General features: G+C 58.4%; 19 protein-coding genes. 4 read left to right on the top strand and 15 right to left on the bottom strand.

Annotated features, from left to right (window positions below; all coding sequences use genetic code 11):
• Positions 1–249: 249 nt before the first annotated feature.
• From GOX66_RS18390 to yajC, 10 genes are all read right to left on the bottom strand, one after another.
• A complete protein-coding gene (locus GOX66_RS18390) occupies positions 250–786 on the bottom strand; it encodes a DsbE family thiol:disulfide interchange protein (RefSeq protein ID WP_170764325.1) in 537 nt (178 codons plus the stop codon).
• Positions 779–937 carry a heme exporter protein CcmD gene (gene ccmD, locus GOX66_RS18385; protein ID WP_170325323.1) on the bottom strand — a complete coding sequence of 53 codons (159 nt, stop codon included), beginning with the start codon at positions 935–937 and terminating at the stop codon, positions 779–781. The genes GOX66_RS18390 and ccmD overlap by 8 nt, the downstream gene beginning before the upstream one ends.
• Complete coding sequence (locus GOX66_RS18380) at positions 934–1,707, bottom strand: heme ABC transporter permease (protein WP_170764323.1); 774 nt, start codon at positions 1,705–1,707, stop codon at positions 934–936. Before GOX66_RS18380 ends, ccmD begins: the two co-directional genes overlap by 4 nt.
• A gap of 61 nt (positions 1,708–1,768) precedes the next feature.
• Positions 1,769–2,425, bottom strand: a complete 657-nt coding sequence (gene ccmB, locus GOX66_RS18375; RefSeq protein WP_170764321.1) for a heme exporter protein CcmB — start codon at positions 2,423–2,425, stop codon at positions 1,769–1,771.
• Complete coding sequence (gene ccmA / locus GOX66_RS18370; protein ID WP_170764319.1) at positions 2,422–3,036, bottom strand: heme ABC exporter ATP-binding protein CcmA; 615 nt, start codon at positions 3,034–3,036, stop codon at positions 2,422–2,424. Before ccmA ends, ccmB begins: the two co-directional genes overlap by 4 nt.
• Before the next feature lie 66 nt (positions 3,037–3,102).
• The gene (locus GOX66_RS18365) at positions 3,103–3,456 is read right to left on the bottom strand and encodes an Mth938-like domain-containing protein (protein WP_170764317.1); all 354 of its coding nucleotides are present in this window, start codon (positions 3,454–3,456) and stop codon (positions 3,103–3,105) included.
• A 9-nt stretch (positions 3,457–3,465) separates the two neighbouring features.
• Entirely contained in the window at positions 3,466–4,224 is a 759-nt protein-coding gene (locus GOX66_RS18360) for a sulfite exporter TauE/SafE family protein (protein WP_170764315.1), read from the bottom strand.
• On the bottom strand, positions 4,205–5,173 hold the full coding sequence (secF, locus tag GOX66_RS18355; protein WP_170764314.1) for a protein translocase subunit SecF: 969 nt from the start codon (positions 5,171–5,173) through the stop codon (positions 4,205–4,207). Before secF ends, GOX66_RS18360 begins: the two co-directional genes overlap by 20 nt.
• Before the next feature lies 1 nt (position 5,174).
• Complete coding sequence (secD, locus tag GOX66_RS18350) at positions 5,175–6,839, bottom strand: protein translocase subunit SecD (protein ID WP_170764311.1); 1,665 nt, start codon at positions 6,837–6,839, stop codon at positions 5,175–5,177.
• Between the two features lie 33 nt (positions 6,840–6,872).
• Positions 6,873–7,160 (bottom strand): preprotein translocase subunit YajC, encoded by a 288-nt coding sequence (yajC, locus tag GOX66_RS18345; RefSeq protein ID WP_170764309.1) that lies wholly within the window; start codon positions 7,158–7,160, stop codon positions 6,873–6,875.
• Between the two features lie 201 nt (positions 7,161–7,361).
• Between yajC and GOX66_RS18340 the strand changes: the two genes are divergently transcribed.
• Together GOX66_RS18340 and serS are read left to right on the top strand one after the other, a co-directional pair.
• A complete protein-coding gene (locus tag GOX66_RS18340) occupies positions 7,362–9,023 on the top strand; it encodes a mechanosensitive ion channel family protein (RefSeq protein WP_170764307.1) in 1,662 nt (553 codons plus the stop codon).
• A gap of 86 nt (positions 9,024–9,109) precedes the next feature.
• Entirely contained in the window at positions 9,110–10,402 is a 1,293-nt protein-coding gene (serS, locus tag GOX66_RS18335) for a serine--tRNA ligase (RefSeq protein WP_170764305.1), read from the top strand.
• Positions 10,403–10,458: 56 nt separating this feature from the next.
• Here serS and GOX66_RS18330 read toward each other — a convergent pair whose 3' ends face one another.
• From GOX66_RS18330 to GOX66_RS18310, 5 genes are all read right to left on the bottom strand, one after another.
• Entirely contained in the window at positions 10,459–11,100 is a 642-nt protein-coding gene (locus GOX66_RS18330) for a helix-hairpin-helix domain-containing protein (protein WP_237212672.1), read from the bottom strand.
• 77 nt (positions 11,101–11,177) lie between these two features.
• On the bottom strand, positions 11,178–12,164 hold the full coding sequence (locus GOX66_RS18325; protein WP_170764303.1) for a fatty acid desaturase: 987 nt from the start codon (positions 12,162–12,164) through the stop codon (positions 11,178–11,180).
• Between the two features lie 165 nt (positions 12,165–12,329).
• A complete protein-coding gene (gene der / locus GOX66_RS18320) occupies positions 12,330–13,793 on the bottom strand; it encodes a ribosome biogenesis GTPase Der (RefSeq protein ID WP_170764301.1) in 1,464 nt (487 codons plus the stop codon).
• 48 nt (positions 13,794–13,841) lie between these two features.
• Positions 13,842–15,164, bottom strand: a complete 1,323-nt coding sequence (locus tag GOX66_RS18315) for a PQQ-like beta-propeller repeat protein (RefSeq protein WP_170764299.1) — start codon at positions 15,162–15,164, stop codon at positions 13,842–13,844.
• A gap of 39 nt (positions 15,165–15,203) precedes the next feature.
• Positions 15,204–15,875 carry a hypothetical protein gene (locus tag GOX66_RS18310; RefSeq protein ID WP_170764297.1) on the bottom strand — a complete coding sequence of 224 codons (672 nt, stop codon included), beginning with the start codon at positions 15,873–15,875 and terminating at the stop codon, positions 15,204–15,206.
• Between the two features lie 224 nt (positions 15,876–16,099).
• On the opposite strand from GOX66_RS18310, the gene GOX66_RS18305 reads away from it, so the two are divergent.
• A complete protein-coding gene (locus GOX66_RS18305) occupies positions 16,100–17,332 on the top strand; it encodes an efflux RND transporter periplasmic adaptor subunit (protein ID WP_170764295.1) in 1,233 nt (410 codons plus the stop codon).
• The gene (locus tag GOX66_RS18300) at positions 17,329–21,111 is read left to right on the top strand and encodes an efflux RND transporter permease subunit (RefSeq protein WP_170764292.1); all 3,783 of its coding nucleotides are present in this window, start codon (positions 17,329–17,331) and stop codon (positions 21,109–21,111) included. The genes GOX66_RS18305 and GOX66_RS18300 overlap by 4 nt, the downstream gene beginning before the upstream one ends.
• Positions 21,112–21,221 lie beyond the last annotated feature (110 nt).

Genomic DNA, 21,221 nt, shown 5'->3' with positions numbered 1-21,221 from the left:
AGATCGAATACATCGAAAACGGCGGCGTACTCCAATACGTCCTAAGAAACCTGGCGAAAGCCGGCTAAAACATCTAAGCCCCGGCCAACACGCCGGGGCTTTCGCTTTCTGTGGCCTGGACTAATGTCTGGCTATCGACACTGTTCTTCTCGACAAACATGGCGGCTAGATGACCTGCGTGGTCTGTACTAACGCCTACCAACAATAAAGCGCGTGCCGCAAGCGCGCTCCGCTAAGCAAACGATCGGTTTATTGGGCGGCCTTCTCAAGCGCGGGCCGGATCGTATTTTCGATCACGCGCTGAGTGATCGGTCCGGCAAAGCGCAGGATAATCGTGCCTTCACCGTCGATCACATAAGTTTCCGGTACACCATAAACGCCCCAGTCCAACCCCATGCGACCGTTTTCATCACGACCGATGGCTGCGTAAGGATCACCCAGTTCGGTCAGAAATGCCTCGGCGTTGGCCAGCTGATCCTTATAGTTGATGCCGTAAACCGGGATGCCCTCGTCCGACAGTGCCTGAAGGTTAGGATGTTCAACCCGGCAAGGCGCACACCAGCTGGCCCAGTAGTTGACCAGCTTTACCTCTCCGTCGCGCAGCGTAGCGTCGTCGAACTGGGGTTTGCCGGCGAACTCGGTCAACACGACCGGTGGTGCAGGCTGACCTTCACGGGCCGAGGGCAAAGCGTTGGGGTCGTCGCGAAACATGCCGATGCCTGCCAGCACCGCAAAAGCGCCAAAGATCAACGGCGGCGCAATCATCAGGGGTGAGATTTTAGCCATTGCGCGTCATCCTTTGTTCGACCTTCTCCATCTCGGCCCGTACTTTGCGCCCGCGCGCGATGCTGAACACGATCAGCAACACCAGCAGCCCGATCGAGGCCGCATAGGACCACAATACCGTATCGGCGTATTTTCCAAGATCAGGGATCATCCGTTTACCCTTTCCCGCGCCAGCAGCGATTTGATCCGCCGCGCCCGGATTTCCGTACCCGTGCGATATAGGACCAACGCGATGAACAGCAATACAAACCCGATGATGCACAGGAGCAACGGGTAGAAATAGATGTTACTGACCTTCTCTTCGGTATCCGCTCCGGTCACCGCGGCCGCACGCATCACGGACGCACCCTGATGCAGCCCCTGGTTCCAGAAGTTCACCGCATAGCGGCTGAGGATCGCAAAGACTGAGCCTACCAGACACAAGACGGATGTCAGATCGGCCGCCGTATCGGAATCCTCGATAGCTTCCCACAGGGCGACGTAGCCCAGATAGAACAGGAACAGGATCAGGAACGAGGTCAGGCGCGGATCCCAGGCCCACCAGGTGCCCCACATCGGCTGTCCCCAAATCGCTCCTGTCGCCAGTGCAATCAGGGTCATGACGATACCAATCGGTGCTGCCGCCCGCGCGGCCAGCGCGCTGACATGGTGGCGACGCACCAGCCAGACCAGCGAGGTTGCCAGCATCATCAGCCAGCAATTGATTGCCATCAGCGCGGCCGGCACGTGCAGGTAGATGATCTTGACGGTCGATCCCTGCTTGAAGTCATCCGGCGTAAAGAAAAACCCCCACACCAGCCCCACAACAATGCAGGCAAGCGACGTCACCCAGAAAAACGGCATCACCCGTTCGCTGGTGGCAAGGAACTTGCGCGGATTGGCGTATTCCCAGAGGGCATTGGCTTTGGCTGCGATAGACATGGGCCTTATCTAGTCCGAGTCGGGTCTGTTCTCAATTGACATCAGTCAAAGATTGAACGCGTCACCGAAGGTTGATGCGCAGCACGGCGGCGCTGGCAAAGGGCAAAAGGGCGATTGTGGCGGCGGTGACCCCTGCCAGCATCAGCAGCGGCGTCTGTGTTTCCATTCCAGTAGCCCCTCGGCGTGCGACCTCGGCCCCGAAAATCAGGGTCGGCACGTAAAGCGGCAGAACCAGCAGCGACAACAGCAGCCCGCCGCGTTTCAGGCCAACGGTCAAAGCCGCGCCGAAGGTTCCGATGACGCTCATGGCCGGTGTCCCGATCAACAGAGAGATGACCAGCCAGAAGAACCCTGGCACGGGTAGGTTCAGCAACACGCCCAAAAACGGTGCGGCCAGAACCAGCGGCAAGCCGGTGGTCAGCCAATGCGCCAGCGCCTTTATCGTCACCACCGACTCCAGCGGCAGCGGCGCGGTTGCCAGCAGGTCCAGCGAGCCATCCTCCCAATCCAGCGCCAGCAGGCGGTCCAGCGATAGCAGGCAGGCCAGCAACGCGCCCAGCCACAGCACACCTGGCGCGATGGTCGACAAAAGGGAGGATTGCGGGCCGACGGAAAACGGCACCAGAACCGTCACGATCAGAAAGAACGCCAGACCAAGGCCGAATCCCCCGCCTGCACGGAAGGCCAGTTTCAAGTCGCGCAGCAGCAGGGCGATCACAGGAAGCCTCCGTCGAAATCGTCGATGGGTTTCGGTTTGGCCTTGTTGGGGCCGACATCCAGAACCTCTCCGTCCAAGCCCAGATCGATATGGGTGGCAATCAGGGCGGAACCACCGTGCCCCAGATGGCCGCGCACGGCGTCGGCGAACATCTGCACTGCGTTTCGGTCCAACGACACGGTCGGTTCGTCCAGCATCCAGATCGGCCGCCCCGTGACCAGCATCCGCGCCAGACCGAGCCGACGTTTTTGCCCGGCCGACAGGTTGCCGGCGTGACGATCAGACAATTCGTTCAGCGCAAAAGCGTCCAGCGCGGGCTGGATGCCATTCGTGCCGAAAACGGACGCCCAGAAGGTCAGGTTTTCCACCACGGTCAGTGTCGGCTTCAACCCGTCGGAATGCGAGGCATAGGCAATCTGATCCTCCGCCCCTTCGATCCGACCGATCAGCGGAGGTTGCAGCCCCGCCAGCGTACGCAACAACGTTGTCTTACCGATTCCGTTCGGGCCACGCAGAATCAACGCCTTGCCCGGCTCTAGCGCAAAGCTGAGGCCCTCAAGTACGGGAACGCCGCCACGGGCGATGGCCAGATCGGTCACGGTCAGTGTCATGGGTCCCGCTTATCTCATTGCCGTCAGACGCAAAAGGCAAGATTTGCCGCAGGCCCTGCGGCTGCGTCAAACCGGTAATAAAGCCAGCGCAACGCGTCGCCCTTCGGACAGCAGCACGTTATATGTGCGACAAGCCGCCGGAGAGTTCATGATCTCCACCCCGATCCCGACGTTTTCCAATGCAGTGCGCAGATCAGCGGGGATGTGAGACAGTTCAGCCCCTGTACCGATGAACAAAACGTCCACCGAGTCGGACAACTCCAGCAACGACGTGTCATCGGCGTAACCGCCCCAGGTTGCCGTACCGGCGGGGCCTGTCAAAACGGCCCCTTCATAAACCTGCCCGCCGATCCGAAAAAAGCCGGGGCCGTACCCGTCAACCGGGCTCGCATTGTTGTAGGAGATCTCATTCAGGCGCATGGGCGTGTTCTAGTCCCAAAGCGGCAGGCCCGACAAGGCCGCAAGCGCAATCGCCAGATATGCGGCGGCACGATACAGCTTCTCGCGGTCGGGACGGAACAACCAACCGCCCAGCCAGTTGCCCACCAAATTCGGAACCGACAGCACCAAACCCAGCGCCACGGAGGGCCAGGTGATGCGGTCCATACCGGTCAAGTACCCCAGAAGAAGGAAATCAAAGACAAACAGGAACAGCAGGATCGTTGCACGGATCACCTCGACCGGTACGGGGCGCGACATGTAGAACAGGATCACCGCCGGGCCGGGCAAGCCCGCAACGCCCCCCAGAAAACCTGCCGCTGCTCCGATGCCAGCGACCATTCCACGTCCGACATGCCCGTGGTATCGCAATCCCAGGATCAACACGGCCAGCATGAAAAGTGCCAGTAAACTAACGGCATAGCGAAAAACCTCGGGCTCGACCTGCGTCAGCACCCACAACCCAACCGGCAGTAACAGCGCGCATCCCACCAACAATCGCACCAGATCCTTGCGATGCACGACGCTCCACGCTCGGCGCAGGTTCGGCAAAGGCCCGAAAATGTCCATGATAGTCAGGCCGATCAGGGCTCCGAACGGACCAAGAAATGGGGTGGAAAGCGGTAAGAAAATCAACGCGGTGCCGAACCCGGAAAACCCGCGGACAATGCCACCGAGGAATGCGGCGAAAAGAATAACGGCCAGCCCCGTTGGGGACTGGCCGAAAATCTCAGGCGTCGATGTTTGCAAACTGATTGCCTGCGGTGTTCGACGGTTTGGACCAGTCGCGTTTCACCCCCAGCCACAGTAGGATAGTCGAAGCGACAAAGACCGAGGAATAGGTCCCGACGATCACGCCCCAGATCATCGCAAAGACAAAGCCGCGGATCACGTCCCCACCCAGCACATAGAGCGAAATCAGCGCCAGCAGCGTGGTAACCGAGGTCATCACCGTCCGGCTGAGCGTCTCGTTGATCGAGATGTTCAGAACCTCTTTGAGGTCCTTCTTCTTGTATTTTCGCAGGTTTTCACGCACGCGGTCAAACACAACCACAGTGTCGTTCAGTGAATAGCCCACAATGGTCAGAAGTGCCGCGATGATGGCCAGATCGAAACGGATCTGCAGCTCTGAGAAGATGCCGATGGTCAGGATCACGTCATGCACCAGAGCAGCCACTGCGCCCAGTGCGAACTGCCATTCGAAGCGCAGCCAGATGTAAACCAGAACCGCACCAATCGCCAAAACCACCGCGATAACGGCGGTCTGGATCAATTCACCCGAGACTTTGGGGCCGACAGATTCGACGGATACGAATTCGATATCCGGCGCAGCGACCTTCAAGGCCTCTTCAACTGCTGTGACAGTTGCTGCCGAGACAGCCTCGGCATCTTCCTGCGCCTGAATTCGGATCATGGCGACGTTTTCATTGGGTCCGAAGGTCGGATCGAAAATCTCGGTGATCGTCACATCGCCCAATTCCAGCGGTGAGATGGCGTCGCGATAGGCGCCGACGTCAATTTCCTGCGTGCTTTGGGTCCGGATCGTGGTCCCGCCCCGGAAGTCGATGCCGAAATTCAGCCCCTGCAGCATGAAGGACGTGAACGCCACGATCATCATCAATGCCGAAATGCCCAGCCAGACTTTCCAGCGGCTGAAGAAATCGAACGAGGTATTTTGCGGTACGAGTTTCAGTCTCATGTCAAACCTCGATCATTTTCGGACGGCGGCGTTCGAACCACATGACGATCATCAGGCGTGTCACGAAGATCGCCGTAAAGACCGAAGTCAGAATGCCCAGACCCAAAGTAATGGCGAACCCACGAACCGGGCCGCTGCCCATGGCAAACAGAATTGTAGCCGTTATGAACGTGGTCACGTTCGCGTCCAGAATCGCCGACAACGCCTTTTCATAGCCCAATTCAATTGCACGAGCAGGCCCTCTGGCGGATTTCAGTTCCTCGCGGATACGTTCAAAGATCAGAACGTTGGCGTCCACCGCCATACCCACCGTCAGTACGATCCCCGCAATACCCGGCAGGGTCAGTGTGGCACCAATCAACGACAACAGACCAAAGATCAGCCCCACATTGATGATCAGCGCGATATTGGCAAAAATACCAAACAGACCATAGCTGAGTGCCATGAAGACCAGCACTGCCGCAAAGGCCACCATGGTTGCCACTTTACCAGCGTCGATACTGTCCTGACCAAGTTCCGGGCCGATGGTGCGTTCTTCAAGGAAATCCAGCCCAGCAGGCAGCGCACCGGCGCGCAGCAGAACCGCCAGATTGGTGCTTTCTTCAACAGTAAAGTTGCCGGTGATGATCCCCGATCCACCCGGGATGTGGCTTTGGATCACCGGGGCCGAGATCACTTCGTCATCCAGAACGATGGCAAAGGGCGCGCCGATGTTCTCCAGCGTGTAGTCGCCGAATTTCCGGGCTCCGGACGTATTGAACCGGAAGCTGACGGCCGGACGGCCGTTCTGATCAAATGAAGGCTGCGCATCAACCAGTTCCTCACCGGTTACGACGGGTGCGGCATCGATGATGTAGTAAATGCCTTCTTCGTCCAATGAGGGAACAACTTTTTGGCCTGGCGCCACAGACACGTCCGGGTCTGAGCCTCGCGGCCCGACAACAGCATTAAAAGTCAGTTGGGCGGTCGTGCCAATGATCTCTTTCAACTCACCAGCACTGCCGATCCCCGGCACCTGAATCAGAATACGATCTGCGCCCTGACGCTGAATGGTGGGTTCCCGCGTGCCGACCTCGTCAATCCGGCGGCGAATGATTTCCAGTGCCTGGCGAACCGTGCGGTCATCCGAGGCCAGCTTTTCAGCCTCTGACAGCTGCACAATGATTGTGTCGCCTTCAGCACGCGCCTCGATGTCGGTGGCCCCTACTCCGGTCAGCGTCTGCACCTGACGGGCCAGACCGCGCACAACCTCCAGCGCGCGGGACATGCCCTCGGGCTGGCTGATGCGGACGCGAATCTCATCCGGGGCCGACTCTTGCTTGCGGATCGTGCCTACGGTCGCGCGTTCATCCCGCAGGGCGTCGCGAATTTCGGGCCACATCGCCTCCATCCGGGATTCGTAGACATCCTCGACCTTAACTTCGGCCAGCAGATGCGCACCGCCGCGAAGATCAAGACCCAGATTGACCAACGACGAAGGCAGCCAGTTTGGCCATTGCGCCGCCTCGGCCTGCATTTCGGGAGTGTCGATGCCAAGCTCAATCGCGGCTTTGGCATCGTTGGATTGCTCGACGCGCGTGTAAAACGCATTCGGCAGGGCCATGAGCAGGCCGATCACACAGACCGACCAGATCAGAACCCGCTTCCAGGTATCAATTTGCAGCATTACCCTGCCTTTTTAAGAGGTTGTGCGGCGAAGTTACTTCGCCGGTTCGGTCTTGTTCAGAACCTGAGCGATGGTCGATTTGACCACGCGAACCTTCACACCCTCGGCGATTTCGACTTCGATCTCGTTGTCGCCTTCCTTAACCTTGGCAACTTTGCCGATCAGGCCACCCTGGGTGACAACCTGATCGCCCCGACGCACGGCCTCGACCATGGCCTGATGTTGCTTCATCTTTTTCTGCTGCGGACGGATCAGCAGGAAATACATGATCGCGAAAATCAGGATCAGCGGGAGAAACTGGGCGATTGCGCCACCTTCCATGGGATATTCCTTTGTTTTGATGATGCGGGTTGGCCCCGCAAATTTGGCGAGAACCTATGCCGTGAACCGGCCGTTTGCAAGCAAAGGCGGTATCGCATCACACATGATCGGTCCGGCACGCGTCGAGGATGTTCAGAAGCGTTGCAGATATGTCCTAGGAACACCTGATCTGTCGGCTATAGTCTGGGCTCAGGAGGACGAATGACGAGAAACTTCAAACCCTTCCAGTTATTGACGCATCTGTTGCTTGCGGCATCTGTCTTTGTTCTTCTGTCCACTCCGATTGCAGCGCAGGAAACGCCTGCTGAGCCTCTGGAACCGGAGGCCGCTGAATCCGAAATTTTCAAAGCGCCTGTGATCGTCGATGGCGATACGTTGTTCTTCCTGCGGGGTTCCAGCGCCTTGCCGGCTCCGGAACGCGCTGAGCGCGTACAAAACAGCATTATCGAGATTGCAGAAGCCTCGGACAGTCCGAGTGTCGACATCGAGTTTGATGAAACCGAACTTGGCATACGAATCCGGGCTGACGGCGTCATGGTGTCAATTGTCACTGTCGCTGACGCCGAGCTGGATCAAATGGAGCTGGACGTTCTCAGCTTTCTGCATGGCGAAGCGATTGAAGAAGCCATAATCGCCTATCGCGCCAACCGTACCGAACAGGCGCGTGTATCAGGTGCGATTGAGGCCGTAGCCTGGACCATAGGGTTTGCTCTCTTTGTCGTGGTTATCCTGTGGCTTCATCGCAGAATCCGGCGGCGGACACTGAAACTAGTCAAACGTCACCTGAGAGATGTGGAAACGGTCACCGCCAAGAGCGTCCAGGCCGAGGCTATTGCCGCTCTGGTCCGGTATGGCTTGAATTTCATTCTCCTAATCATCTTCTTTCTTGGTTTTTATTATTACCTGTCGTTTGTCTTACTGGCATTTGCCGAAACCCGGTATTTCGCGCAGCTGCTGCTGACATACCTGACGGAACCGGTCCTGCTGATCTTCAAGGGGATCCTCAGCTACATCCCGAACCTGATCATGCTGGCACTGATCACCTGGATCACGCTCTATATCATCAGGGGGATGCGCGTGTTCTTTGACGCGGTCGAGGCGGGCTCATTCGAAATGGGTGATTTCGAACAGCACTGGGTGGCCCCGACGTTCAACATAGCCCGTGTGGTCGTCATCCTGATCGCCTTGGTATTCGCAGTGCCCTATATCCCCGGTTCTGACTCCGCGGCATTTCAGGGCCTGACCATCCTTGTCGGCGCCATGCTGTCGCTGGGTGCGAACTCGGTCGTTTCCAACATGCTGGCAGGGCTGTTCGTGATTTACCGCCGCTCCACCTCGATCGGTGATCGCATCCAGATCGGGGACCATATCGGTGATGTGGTGCAGATCAAGCTGATGGAGACACATCTGAAATCCATCAAGAACGAACTGATTTCCATTCCCAATGCCCAATTGATGAATTCGGATGTGATCAATTTCTCCAAGAAAACGGACGGCAGCGGTCTGCTGCTGCACACCACTGTCGGCATCGGCTATGAAGAACCTCCCGAAAAGGTCGAGGCGATGCTGATCGAAGCCGCCAACCGCACAAAAGGGATCAAGGCCAAGCCGGAACCGTTTGTGCTGTGGACCGCGCTGGCGGACTACGCAATCAACTATCAGATCAACGGCTACACGACGCGCGGCAGCATTATTCCTAAAATCCGCTCGGACCTGCATCGAAACATCGTTGCCGTGTTCAACGAAAACAACGTGCAGATCATGACACCGTCCTACATGGCCGACCCACCAGAACCCAAAATTCCTGCAGAGGATTGGGACGGTCATCTGGCGCACGAATCCGGCGACGAGGCGGATAAGTAACCGCAATATCCACAGCGGTGCTACACCCCGCCAATTAGATGGTGCATAAGCGATCCTAGTGATTCACACATTCAAGGATCTGAACCATGCACGACATCCGCGCCATTCGCGAAAATCCAGCCGCCTTCGACGCCGCCCTCGCGCGCCGTGGGGACGCGCCGGTGTCGTCGGACTTGCTGAGGCTGGATGAAAGCCGCAGGGCCAAGATTCTGGCCGCTGAAACAGCGCAGGCCGAACAGAACAAGGCCTCCAAGGAGGTCGGCGCCGCCAAGGCGCGCGGGGACGAGGCCGAGTTCCAGCGACTGCGTGCTCTGGTCGCCGAGAAAAAGGCTGAGATCGCCCGGATGCAGACCGAGGCCAAGGATCTGGACGCACTGCTGACCGACCAATTGATCCGCATCGCCAACCTGCCCGCCGAAGATGTTCCTGAGGGCGCCGATGAAAACGACAATGTCGAGGTCAACCGCTGGGGAACGCCGCCTGAGCTGGACTTTGCACCCAAGGAACATTTCGAAATCGAATCCGTCAAAAACGGCATGGATTTTGAAACCGCGGCCAAACTGTCCGGCTCGCGCTTTGTACTGCTGTCCGGTGGTGTCGCCCGCATCCACCGTGCGTTGGCACAGTTCATGCTGGACACGCATATCAACGAAAACGACCTGACCGAAGTGAACGGCCCGGTGCTGGTCTTGTCCGAAATGATGCAGGGCACTGGGCAGTTGCCAAAATTCGGCGAGGACAGCTATCAGACCCGCGAAGGCTGGTGGCTGATCCCGACATCCGAGGTTTCGCTGACCAATATCGTCAACGACACCCTGATCGAGCAAGACTATCTGCCCCGCCGATATACCGCGCATTCCCTGTGCTTTCGGTCCGAGGCCGGATCGGCCGGCAAGGACACGCGCGGCATGCTGCGCCAACACCAGTTCGAAAAGGTCGAGATGGTCTCGGTCACGCATCCTGAAAAATCGGATGACGAACAGAAGCGAATGCTGCGCTGTGCCGAGGGAATTCTGGAAAAGCTGGGTGTTCCCTATCGCACGGTGATCCTGTGTACCGGTGACATGGGTTTTGGCGCGCGCCGGACTTTTGACATTGAAGCCTGGCTGCCGGGGCAGGACACCTATCGTGAAATCAGTTCGGTCTCGACCTGTGGCGACTTCCAGGCCCGCCGCATGAACGCGCGCTTCCGCCCCGAAGGCGGTGGTAAGCCGGAATATGTTCATACGCTGAACGGCTCGGGGTTGGCGGTTGGGCGCTGTCTGATTGCTGTGCTGGAAAACGGTCAAAACGCCGACGGCACAGTGACATTGCCCGAGGTTCTGGCCCCCTATCTGGGCGGCAAACTGACGCTGCAACTGGACGGCACGCTGGCATAAATAACCGGCGCTGCGGAACGCGGCACCGGTTCAAAAAGACCGAAGGCGGAGAGGGATCACTTCTTCGCCTTTTTCTTACCCTTCTTCTTGTCTTTCTTCTTAATGTCTTTCTTTTTTCCGGCTTTTTTCTTGTCTGCCTTTTTCTTCTCAGCTTTTTTCTTGTCGTCTTTTTTGGATTTTTTGTCCTTTTTGGTCTTGGCTTTCACCTTGTCCTTGGCCTTCGAGAACTCAGCCTCCATTTCCTGAAGCTTTCTGGCAGCCTTCTCAGCTTTCGCTTTGGCTTTTGCTTTCTTACGCGCCTTGGCCGCAGCCGCCTCAGCGGCAGCTTTTTCTTCGGCGGCTTTGCGTGCGGCCTCCTCGGCGCGCTTTTCCGCAGCGGCGGCAGCGACAGTTTTTCTGGCTGCGGGTCGGCGGGTCGCAGGTTTTCGGGTGGACGCACGGCGCGTAGTAGGTTTTGCGGTTGCAGGTTTCGCAACGGCAGGCTTTTTGGCCGCAAGTTTAGTTGCGACGGCTTCTTTCGCTGATGCGATCAGCACTGCCGCGCGGGCCTCACCAATTCGGGGGACTTTGGCCAAGTCTGCGGGGCCAGCATTTGCGATGGCTTCGGCAGTCTTGAAACCGTTGGCAATCAGCGATTTGCCAAGCGCCTCACCCACACCCTTAACGTCAGTCACTGCGGTCATTACAAGTCCTTTCATACTCTCCTTGTGATATTGCATATACACAAGATATACAAACCGGCAAGCCCACGCGCAGGCGGAGCGACCCAATGGAGTCACATATTGTGGGCCAAATCTCCGGATTGATTGTTTTTGGGGAACGGCACAAGGCGTTTGGCGCCCTCGTCCCAAAGTTTCAAATTTAGCGCCGCAACCGCCTCGGGGAACTTGATCCGGCGCGGCGTGTATTCGGGCGGCAGGTTATAGTGGCAGGCGCGCAACCGGTACGAGGGGATACGCGCATTGAAGTGGTGAATGTCGTGCAGAGTGATGCAGGCAACCGCATTGTCAAACCACCATCCGAAATCCAACGCGGACGATCCTTGCAAGGCTGCCAGTTTCGGGTCCAGATCGGGGCGACGGTCCCAATAGGTGTCTTCGAAATTGTGCTGAAGATAGACGAGGAACACACCAAGCATCCCACCCAGAAAAGAAAATACCAGCCAGACCAGAATGCCTGTTGTCCCGGCAATCAGATAAAGCAGGCCCAGAAAAACCACGATCGACAGGTTGTGCAGCAACACCCCCATCACACCGAACCGCACCGTGTTCTTCGGCCAGCGGTAGCGGATGAAGTAGGTGAATAGAGCACCAATCGGTACCAGGATGAACGGGTTGCGATAAAGACGGTAAAACAAACGGGTTTTCCAGTCCGCCTCATTCCATTCGCGCAATGTCATGGTGTGGATTTCGCCGGTTTCACGATGTTCAAGATTGCCGATACCAGCGTGATGCAAGTTGTGGTTCTGCTTCATCACCTCGAACGGCGCGAAGGTGAACGGGGACAACCCGTGACCGGCCCATTCATTTTGCTGGCGCGTTTCGAACAGCGAATGATGTCCGCAGTCATGTTGCAGCACGTACAGGCGCACAGCGGAAAAGGCAAAGACGACCCCGGCGGGAACCATGACGTACCAACGGTCCACATAGACAATCGCCAAAGTCAGCGACGTGAAATACACGGCAAATGTTCCGAAATAACTCAGCGCGGCCAGCTTGTTGTCCTGCACCGCGTAATGCCTTGTGTATTCTCGTAAATCCATCCAGCCCGCTCCCAATGATGGCATGGTCAAATGTCGCCACAAAATAAAGTGCGGCATCCCCGCAATCAAGCAACGCGCGCGAAAACAGATGCACGCCAGTGAATGCTAGCGCGCTGTCAGGGGCGTGTCACGCCCCTGAGCCGAAAATGCTGAAAATTGGCGCAGTTACGCCCTGCCCTTGAGATGTTTGGCCAGGGCGCCCGCGTTTTTCTTACGCCGCCCCTTATAAGGGTTCTTGTCGCCCTGCCCGCGCAATGTCAGGCGGATCGGCGTTCCGGGCATGTCGAAATCTTCGCGCAGACCGTTGACCAGGTAACGCGTGTAGCTGTCCGGCATCTTGTCGGGGTGCGAGCACATGACCACGAATCCGGGCGGACGGGTCTTGGCCTGCGTCATGTATCGCAGTTTTATCCGGCGGCCCTGCGGAGCTGGCGGCGGATGCTGTTCCAGCATGGCGGTAAGCCAACGGTTCAGCGCCGCAGTCGGAACACGACGGTTCCAGACATCATGTGCGCGTAGAATGGCGGCGCGCAAACGTTCGAGGCCACGGCCTGTTTTGGCAGATACTGTGACCAAGGGCGCGCCGCGCAGCTGTGGCAACAGGCGTTCGAAGGACTCTTTCAGATCACGCAGTTTTTCCTGCTTATCCTCTTCGATGTCCCACTTGTTGACGGCGACCACAACGGCGCGACCTTCCCGCTCGGCCAGGTCGGCGATGCGCAGGTCTTGTTGCTCGAACGGGATGGCCGCATCCAGCAGCACCACCACGACCTCGGCAAATTTGACGGCCCGCAACCCGTCAGAGACTGACAGCTTTTCAAGCTTCTCCTGAACCTTGGCCTTTTTGCGCATGCCCGCCGTATCAAAAATACGCATCGGCATGCTGTCCCCGTCCGGATCGGCCCAGTCGATGCGCAGACTGATGGCATCACGCGTGATCCCGGCTTCCGGCCCGGTCAGCAGGCGATCTTCTCCGACGATCTTGTTGATCAGAGTAGATTTTCCGGCGTTCGGCCGGCCCACAACAGCCACCTGCAACGGTTTGGCGGCGGTGATTTGAGGCGCCTCACCTTCACCGTCTTCATCCAGCTCGATGTCGGTTTCAGGGGCATCGTTTACCGCCCGTTCCGCGGCTGCATCGGCCAGCGGCATCAATTGCGCATAGAGGTCGGTCATCCCTTCGCCGTGTTCGCCTGACAGACGTACCGGTTCGCCAAGCCCAAGGTTATAGGCCTCAAGGACACCCGCATCCGCCGCATTGCCCTCGGCCTTGTTGGCAGCAAGGATCACGTGTTTCGACCGTTTGCGAAGAATCTCGGCAAACATCTCGTCGGTCGGAGTCACACCGACGCGCGCGTCGATCATGAACAGGCAGACGTCAGCCATATCCACCGCGCGCTCAGTCAGGCGGCGCATGCGGCCTTGAAGGCTGTCGTCGGTCGCATCTTCCAGACCAGCTGTGTCGATCACCGTAAAGCGCAGGTCGCCCAGACGCCCCTCTCCTTCGCGCAAATCCCGCGTCACACCAGGTTGGTCATCGACCAGAGCCAGACGTTTGCCCACAAGGCGGTTGAACAGGGTGGATTTGCCCACATTCGGGCGCCCCACGATGGCGAGGGTCAGCGACATGATACTCAACTTTCAAGACTCAGACGCGCCCTTTAGCGCATCTTGTCGTTAACGGAAAGCGTGCAGTTCACCTTTGGATGACACGACATACAGAGTCTGCCCAGCCACGACAGGCGCCGTGGTCGCGCCGCCGGGCACTTCGACACGGTGAACCAGTGCACCGTCGATCGGGTTGTAGAACCGCAGGTAGCCGTCATTCGAGGCGATAACGATGCGCCCGCCCGCAAGGATGGGACCGTAATGAGCGAAAATGGCTCCGCGCCGTCTGGGCTTGTCTTTGACAAAGCCGGGTAGGTCTTGCGCCCATACGATCGATCCGTCCGAGGCGTTCAGCCGGACCAGCTGGCTGCGATCGCTGATCAGGAATATGCTGTTGCCCGCCGGCCAAACCGTATCAACGGCCCCCTCGTCGGCAGTCCATTTCCGTTCACCCGAACTGGCATCGAACGCAACTGTGCGACCCGAATGGTTACCGATATAGATTGTGTCCCCCACAACCATCGGCCCTCCGGTCACATCGACGATCTGAGCCGCCGCGCGTCCTCTGCGCCCACCTGCAACTGAAGCATTCCAACGGCGGATACCACCACGGCGGAAGGTTGCGGCAATGTCGCCCGATCCAAAGGCAAAGACCGCAAATTCCGAAGCTATGACCGGAGCCGGAGCACCCAGAACGTTGCCGACGCTCGGCGTGCCCTGAATCTGCCAAGCAATACGACCATCTTTGGTATTCACAGCCCAGCCGGTTTCATCTCCGGCCACCAGATACAACAGCCCGTCGCTTACCAAAGGCGCACCACTGCCGGTCGCGTTCAGGCGCTTCTGCCATTTTGTTACACCGGATTTCGCATCAAGTGCCGTCAACCGTCCGAACCCGGACGACACGTAAAGAACACCGTTGGAATAGGCCATACCGCCGCCCGTGGCGTCCTTGTCGCCATCGTTTGGGGGAAGGAGACTTGCACTCCAGACCACCTGCCCCTGGGGCGAAACAGCGGATACGGTCGCGCCGGAGTCCAGAGTGTAGATTAACCCGCCTGCAACCACAGGCTCGGCCGTAATACGTTGCTTGCGAGAGTCTCCACTACCTATGGAAGCGGACCAGATCCGTTGCGGTGTGGCACGGAGCGCCGCATTGGTCGTCCGGAACGCGGGGGTGCCCGCGCTTTGTGACCAGTTAGTGTTCGCCGTCTGCGCCGGAAGGCTGATCGGCTTGGACCCGCGCTTTTCCACGGTCTCGGTGTCGGATGCAGGACGGATGTCTTCGCGTGCACCCGGAAGGATGACTTCGGGTTCCTCACAGGCGGCAAGCACAGTCAATGACAGCGCCGCAACCGACAATCCAACGCGGGAAAATAGACTTGTCACCATGATACTCCGAACTCGCCTGATTGTGCTTTTTCCGCTGGATCAGCCCTGCCGAGCCACCAAAGGTTCCGGTTCGCCGCCGAGCGCCACAATAAGTTGCGCTGCGCGTTGCTGAAGGTCGACGCCGATCTCAGCGTCCTGGCGCAGGGCCTGCAAACGATCGATCGCTGCATCCACATTTCCTTCGGACACATCGATCAGGGCCAGTTGTTCCTCGGCCAGCAACCGCAGCGGTGCCCCAGGCACGGCCAGAGCCTCAAACTGCTGGCGACGGTCAGCCACTGGCAGTGAATCGCTTTGAAGCAGCAAGGCCTTGAACGTGGCAATCGCGCGATAGATTTCCGGCAGATCGCCTTGAACGGCAACCGCATTTAGGCTGTCGACGGCTTCCTGACGTGAACCCGCCTCGATCTGCGAAGAAGACAGCAGCATGTTCAGGACCGCGTCGCCACCGGGCGTAGCTGTGTCAACGCTGGCAAGGCTGGTTGCGCGTTCGGCGGAGTCATTCTGTGCCATCGCCGACAGAATCGCATCACCCAGTTTTTCAGCCTGGCTTGTGGTGCGGGCTTTGCGAAACTCGTTGAACGCCGCGCCCCCGACAATCAGGATCACGGCCAGTACACCGATCCAACCCCAACGCCGCAGCAGCAGGAAAAGTCGGTCGCGGCGTACCTCTTCGGTCACCTCATCAATAAAACTGTCGACGTCGCTCATCCCTGCTCCCCAGGCTGTGTGCTGTTATCTGGCGCCATGTCATACCCCGGCGACTTTCTTAAGCCAAGGGTCGGAATTCGCACAATTTCGCGCCTTCACCTCGCCCTTGCGAAAAAAAGTAAACCGAACTATTCAGTTCAGTGTAGAAATTGCGCATGCCCGACCCCATTTTGAGGCATGCACGCCGAAGGACAATCGGTGAAGAATTCTGGGAGAAGTTCTGTATGCGTTTGATTTCATTCGTGAACGCGCTTTTGGTGATTGTTGCGCTGTTCTTTTTGGTTTTCGAACGAGACGCTTTGTTTGCCTTAGCCGGACGGGGCGACACGGAAGACAAAACCGCAGCCGAGACAGTTTCCGAGGGCGAAAAAGTCTCGGATCAGGGAGCCATCGGAGTAGTTGCCGTAAGGTCAGCTGCGCGTGAAATCGACAGCGCGGTTCTGTTGCGCGGCCAGACCAGAGCCAATCGTCAGGTCGAAGTTCTGGCCGAAACGACTTCGACCGTGATCTCGGAGCCCAAGCGGAAGGGCACTTTTGTCGAGGCGGGCGATCTGTTGTGCGAGCTGGATCCCGGCACCCGCCCGGCCACTCTGGCCGAGGCCATGGCGGGCAAACTCGAGGCTGAAAGCCGCGTGCCCGAGGCCGAAGCCCGATTGGAAGAGGCGCACGCCCTTGTTGCCGAAGCGGATATCAACCTGACGGCGGCGCGTAAGCTATCGGAAACCGGTTTTGGTTCGGAAACCCGCAGGATTTCAAGCGAAGCTGCGATGCGATCCGCCGAAGCCGGGGTGAAAACTGCCGAAGCCGGTCTGGAAGCCACCCGCGCGGGCATCGAAGCTGCGACTGCCGCTGTCAAAGCCGCGCAGCGAGAGATCGACCGCCAAACTATAGAAGCTCCATTTAAAGGCCTTTTGGAAAGCGATACCGCTGAGTTGGGCAGCCTGATGCAGCCGGGGTCACTGTGCGCGACAGTTATCCAGCTTGATCCGATCAAGCTGGTTGGTTTTGTGCCCGAGACCGACGTGAACAAAGTCATTGTTGGTTCAGAAGCGTCAGCACAACTGGTTACAGGTCTGCAAGTTGCGGGTCGCGTAACGTTCCTGAGCCGCTCGGCCGATGAAACAACGCGCACGTTCGAAGTCGAGATCACGGTTCCGAACCCGGACCTGTCCATTCGTGACGGTCAGACCGCCGACATCCGTATTTCAGCTGCCGGGGCAAAGGCGCATTTGTTGCCTCAATCTGCCCTGACCCTGAACAATCACGGCCAGCTTGGCGTCCGCACAGTCAGCACCGGCAATATCGTCGACTTCATGCCGGTTCGCTTGCTGCGCGATACGTCTGAGGGTGTCTGGGTGGATGGGCTGCCTGAAACTGCGGACATCATTGTTGTTGGGCAGGAATTCGTGACGAAAGGTGTCGCGGTCAGGCCGACTTATCGGGAAGCTGCGCAATGATCGGTATCGTCAGTTGGGCCGCCGACCGCGCCCGAATGGTCCTAGCCTTCATCGCGATCTCGCTGATTATCGGCGGGTTTGCCTATGTCGGCCTTCCCAAAGAAGGTGAGCCGGATATCGAAATCCCGGCCCTGTTTGTCTCGGTGCAGTTCCCGGGCATATCCGCCGAGGACTCGGAAAACCTGCTGATCAAGCCAATGGAAACCGAGTTGGCGGATCTGGACGGTCTCAAGGAAATGACCGCCACCGCCGCCGAGGGCTATGCTGGTATCGCATTGGAATTTGACTTCGGCTGGGACAAGACCGCAATCACCGCCGATGTGCGCGACGCGATGAACAGCGCGCAGGCTGATTTTCCAGAAGGAGCCGAACAGTATACGCTGACCGAGATCAACCTCTCGGAATTTCCTATCGTCATCGTCAACCTGACCGGCGCAGTACCGGAACGCACAATGGCGCGCGTGGCCAAGGACTTGCAGGACGAACTTGAGGCGCTGGATTCCGTGCTTGAGGCCGGGATTGCCGGCAACCGCGACGAACTACTGGAAGTGATCATCGACCCGCTGCGGCTTGAGGCGTACAACGTCTCGGCTGATGAATTGATCAACGTAGTTCAGAACAACAATCAGTTGATTGCTGCAGGTGAAGTTGAGACCGCGCAGGGAACGTTCTCGGTCAAAATTCCGTCGTCGTTCAAAACCGCCGAAGATGTTTACAGCCTGCCGGTCAAGGTCAATGGCGACCGCGTTGTGACAATGGGCGAATTGGCCCAGATCAACTATACTTTCGAAGACCGCGAGGGCACGGCCCGCTTTGATACTGAATCCACAGTGGCGTTGCAGGTTGTTAAACGCAAAGGGTTCAACCTGATCGACACCGTAGCGCAGGTCAAAGAAACCCTTGCCGCCGCGCAGGAGAAATGGCCCGCTGAAATGCGCGCGGCCGTGGAGGTTGGCACGTCGAATGACCAGAGCCGCATCGTCGACTCGATGGTGCGCCAGCTGGAAGGGTCGGTTCTGACCGCCATCGCGCTGGTCATGATCGTGGTCCTGGCCTCGCTGGGAACACGCGCCGCGCTGTTGGTTGGTTTCGCGATTCCGACTTCATTCCTTCTGAGTTTTGCATTCCTGGCGGTCATGGGGGTCAGCATCTCGAACATGGTGATGTTCGGGCTGATCCTGGCGGTGGGGATGCTGGTGGATGGTGCCATCGTTGTGGTGGAATACGCCGACAAGCGCATCAAGGAGGGCGTCGGCCCGATGCATGCTTATGTCGAGGCGGCACAACGGATGTTCTGGCCCATCGTGTCCTCGACGGCGACCACGCTCTGTGCATTCCTGCCGATGTTGTTCTGGCCCGGCGTTCCGGGCGAGTTCATGAAGATGCTGCCGATCACGCTGATCTTCGTCCTGTCATCTTCGTTGATCGTCGCGCTGATCTACCTGCCTGTCGTTGGCGGTGTGTCCGGGCGGCTTAGCCGCACGTTCGACCGTGCCTCCAACTGGCTGCGCGGAGTCGCCCCTTGGTGGGTCCGGGCGGTTCTGGTGCCACCGTCGCTCTACATGATCTTCCTTGGCGCGATGCAGATGCTGAACCCGGATTACCTGCTGCCCGGCGGCGCGGTTTCCGGCGCGCTCATGTTCCTGTTCGGTGCATTTGCCGGATCTGTCACGCTGAGCGCAGCCAAGATCAAGCGGCATAAGGAAGAACGCGTACATACGGCCAGAGAGCACACAATCTTCGGTTATGTCGTCAAATTCCTGGTTGGCAATCCGATCATGCCAATCGTTTCAATTGTTGTCGTAGGTTTGGCCGTCGCAAGCGTTATGGGCGCTTACATGAGCAACAACCGCGGCGTCGAGTTCTTCGTCGAAACCGAGCCGGAGCAGGCGACGGCGTTTGTCCGGGCGCGAGGCAACCTGTCGCTGGATGAAAAAGACGCCATGGTGCTGACCGCCGAAGAAATAATTGCTGCGCACCCGGCCGTAACCAACGTGTTTTCTTTTGCTGGTGAAGGTGGGTTGACCCAGAACGATGGCGGCGCATCATCACCCGCTGACACCGTCGGGCGCGTCCAGTTCGAAATAACTCCGTGGGAGGACAGACCAAAAGTCACCGAGCCTGCCTTTTTCGGATTGATCGAGCGGGAAATCATCGCGCCAGAATATGACGGCGACATCGTCCTTGATCAGCTCAATGCGGAACTTGGTCAGATTCCCGGTATCATCGTGGAAATCCGCGCGCTTGAGCAAGGTCCGGCGTCAGCCAAGCCCGTACACCTTCGGATCAAGGCCGACGGCTGGGAAGACCTGACCACAGCGACCCTCGCTGCGCGTGAGGCGTTCGATGCAACCCCCGGCCTGATCCAGATCGAAGACACCATGCCCCTGCCCGGCATCGACTGGCAGATCGACGTGGACGTCGCCAAGGCGGGCCGTTTTGGTGCCGACGTGGCCACCGTTGGTGCGATGGTACAGCTGGTCACGCGTGGTATCCTGCTCGGCGAAATGCGCCCGGACAACACCGATGAAGAGGTCGAAATCCGCGTCCGTCTGCCCGAAGAAGACCGGGTGCTGTCTACTCTCGACTCGCTCAAGGTGCGTACACCGGACGGGTTGGTGCCCCTGTCGAACTTCGTCACCCGCAAACCGGTGGCGAAACTGGCCGAGATCAACCGTATCGATCAACAGCGGTATTATGACGTCAAAGCGGATGTTGAACCGGGCCTGTCCAAAGTGGTCGTCGATGGCCCGGACGGGACGGAACAGCGCCTGGCCGTTATTCGGGAAGTCGCCGAAGGGGCTGAACCGAGCGGAACACCCGTCACCAGCCCGGATGGCAAACAGTATGATCTGCTGCAATTGACCGGTTCCGAAACCGCCGACGACCTGCGTGCGGCGATTGACAGTGGAGATGCACGGTTTGCGTTGATCAACCCCAACGAGCGGATCGCGGTGCTGACCGAATGGCTGAACACAGGCCCCTTCTCGAATGCAATCAGCTGGGAATGGACCGGCGATCAGGAGGATCAGGAAGAATCCGGAGCCTTCCTGATGAACGCATTCATGGGCGCGCTGGGCCTGATGTTCGTGATCCTGCTGGCGCAGTTCAACTCGTTCTACAACTCGGTGCTGGTGTTGCTGGCCGTGGTTCTTTCGACCACCGGAGTGCTGATCGGGATGATCATCATGCAGCAACCCTTCTCGATCATCATGACGGGGACGGGCATCGTGGCACTGGCAGGGATCGTGGTGAACAACAACATCGTTCTGATCGATACCTATCAGGAATACAGCCGATACATGCCCCGGATCGAGGCCATCGTTCGCACGGCCGAGGCGCGTATCCGCCCGGTTCTGCTGACCACCCTGACGACGATGGCCGGTCTGGCACCAATGATGTTCGGGCTATCGCTGGACTTCATCAATGGCGGCTATACCATCAACAGCCCCACCGCATTGTGGTGGAAACAGCTGGCAACGGCGGTCGTTTTCGGATTGGGCATTGCTACGGTTCTGACCCTGATCGTGACTCCCTCATTCCTGGCGCTGCGGGTGTGGGTCACGACCTACGCAATATGGCTCGGCAAGGTTCTGGCCCGTGCGACGGCCGGTCGGTCCAGTCAGGTGGCGCAGGACATGGCGATCGGCAATGCTGCACGGCAGGCGCAGGCGACTGAGGTCATTTGGGAAGATGAGACGCCCACAGCGGATCCTGCGTCCGAAGACACCAGCAGACCGGACCATCCGCCGGGCACACCGCTAAAAGCAGCCGAATAGAAGAATGGCGGGCCCTAAGCCTCGCCATTCTTCTTTTAAAGACGCTTTCGTCAGAAAAATGTAATAGCCCGGATCAAACCGCAATCACCCGCAGCCAAGCCTGCGACCCG

Origin of the sequence: Ruegeria lacuscaerulensis (genome assembly GCF_013031245.1) — a bacterium.
Lineage (GTDB): Bacteria > Pseudomonadota > Alphaproteobacteria > Rhodobacterales > Rhodobacteraceae > Ruegeria > Ruegeria lacuscaerulensis_C.
The sequence above is the reverse complement of the archived record's forward strand: the minus strand, read 5'-3'. Positions and strand labels throughout refer to the sequence as shown.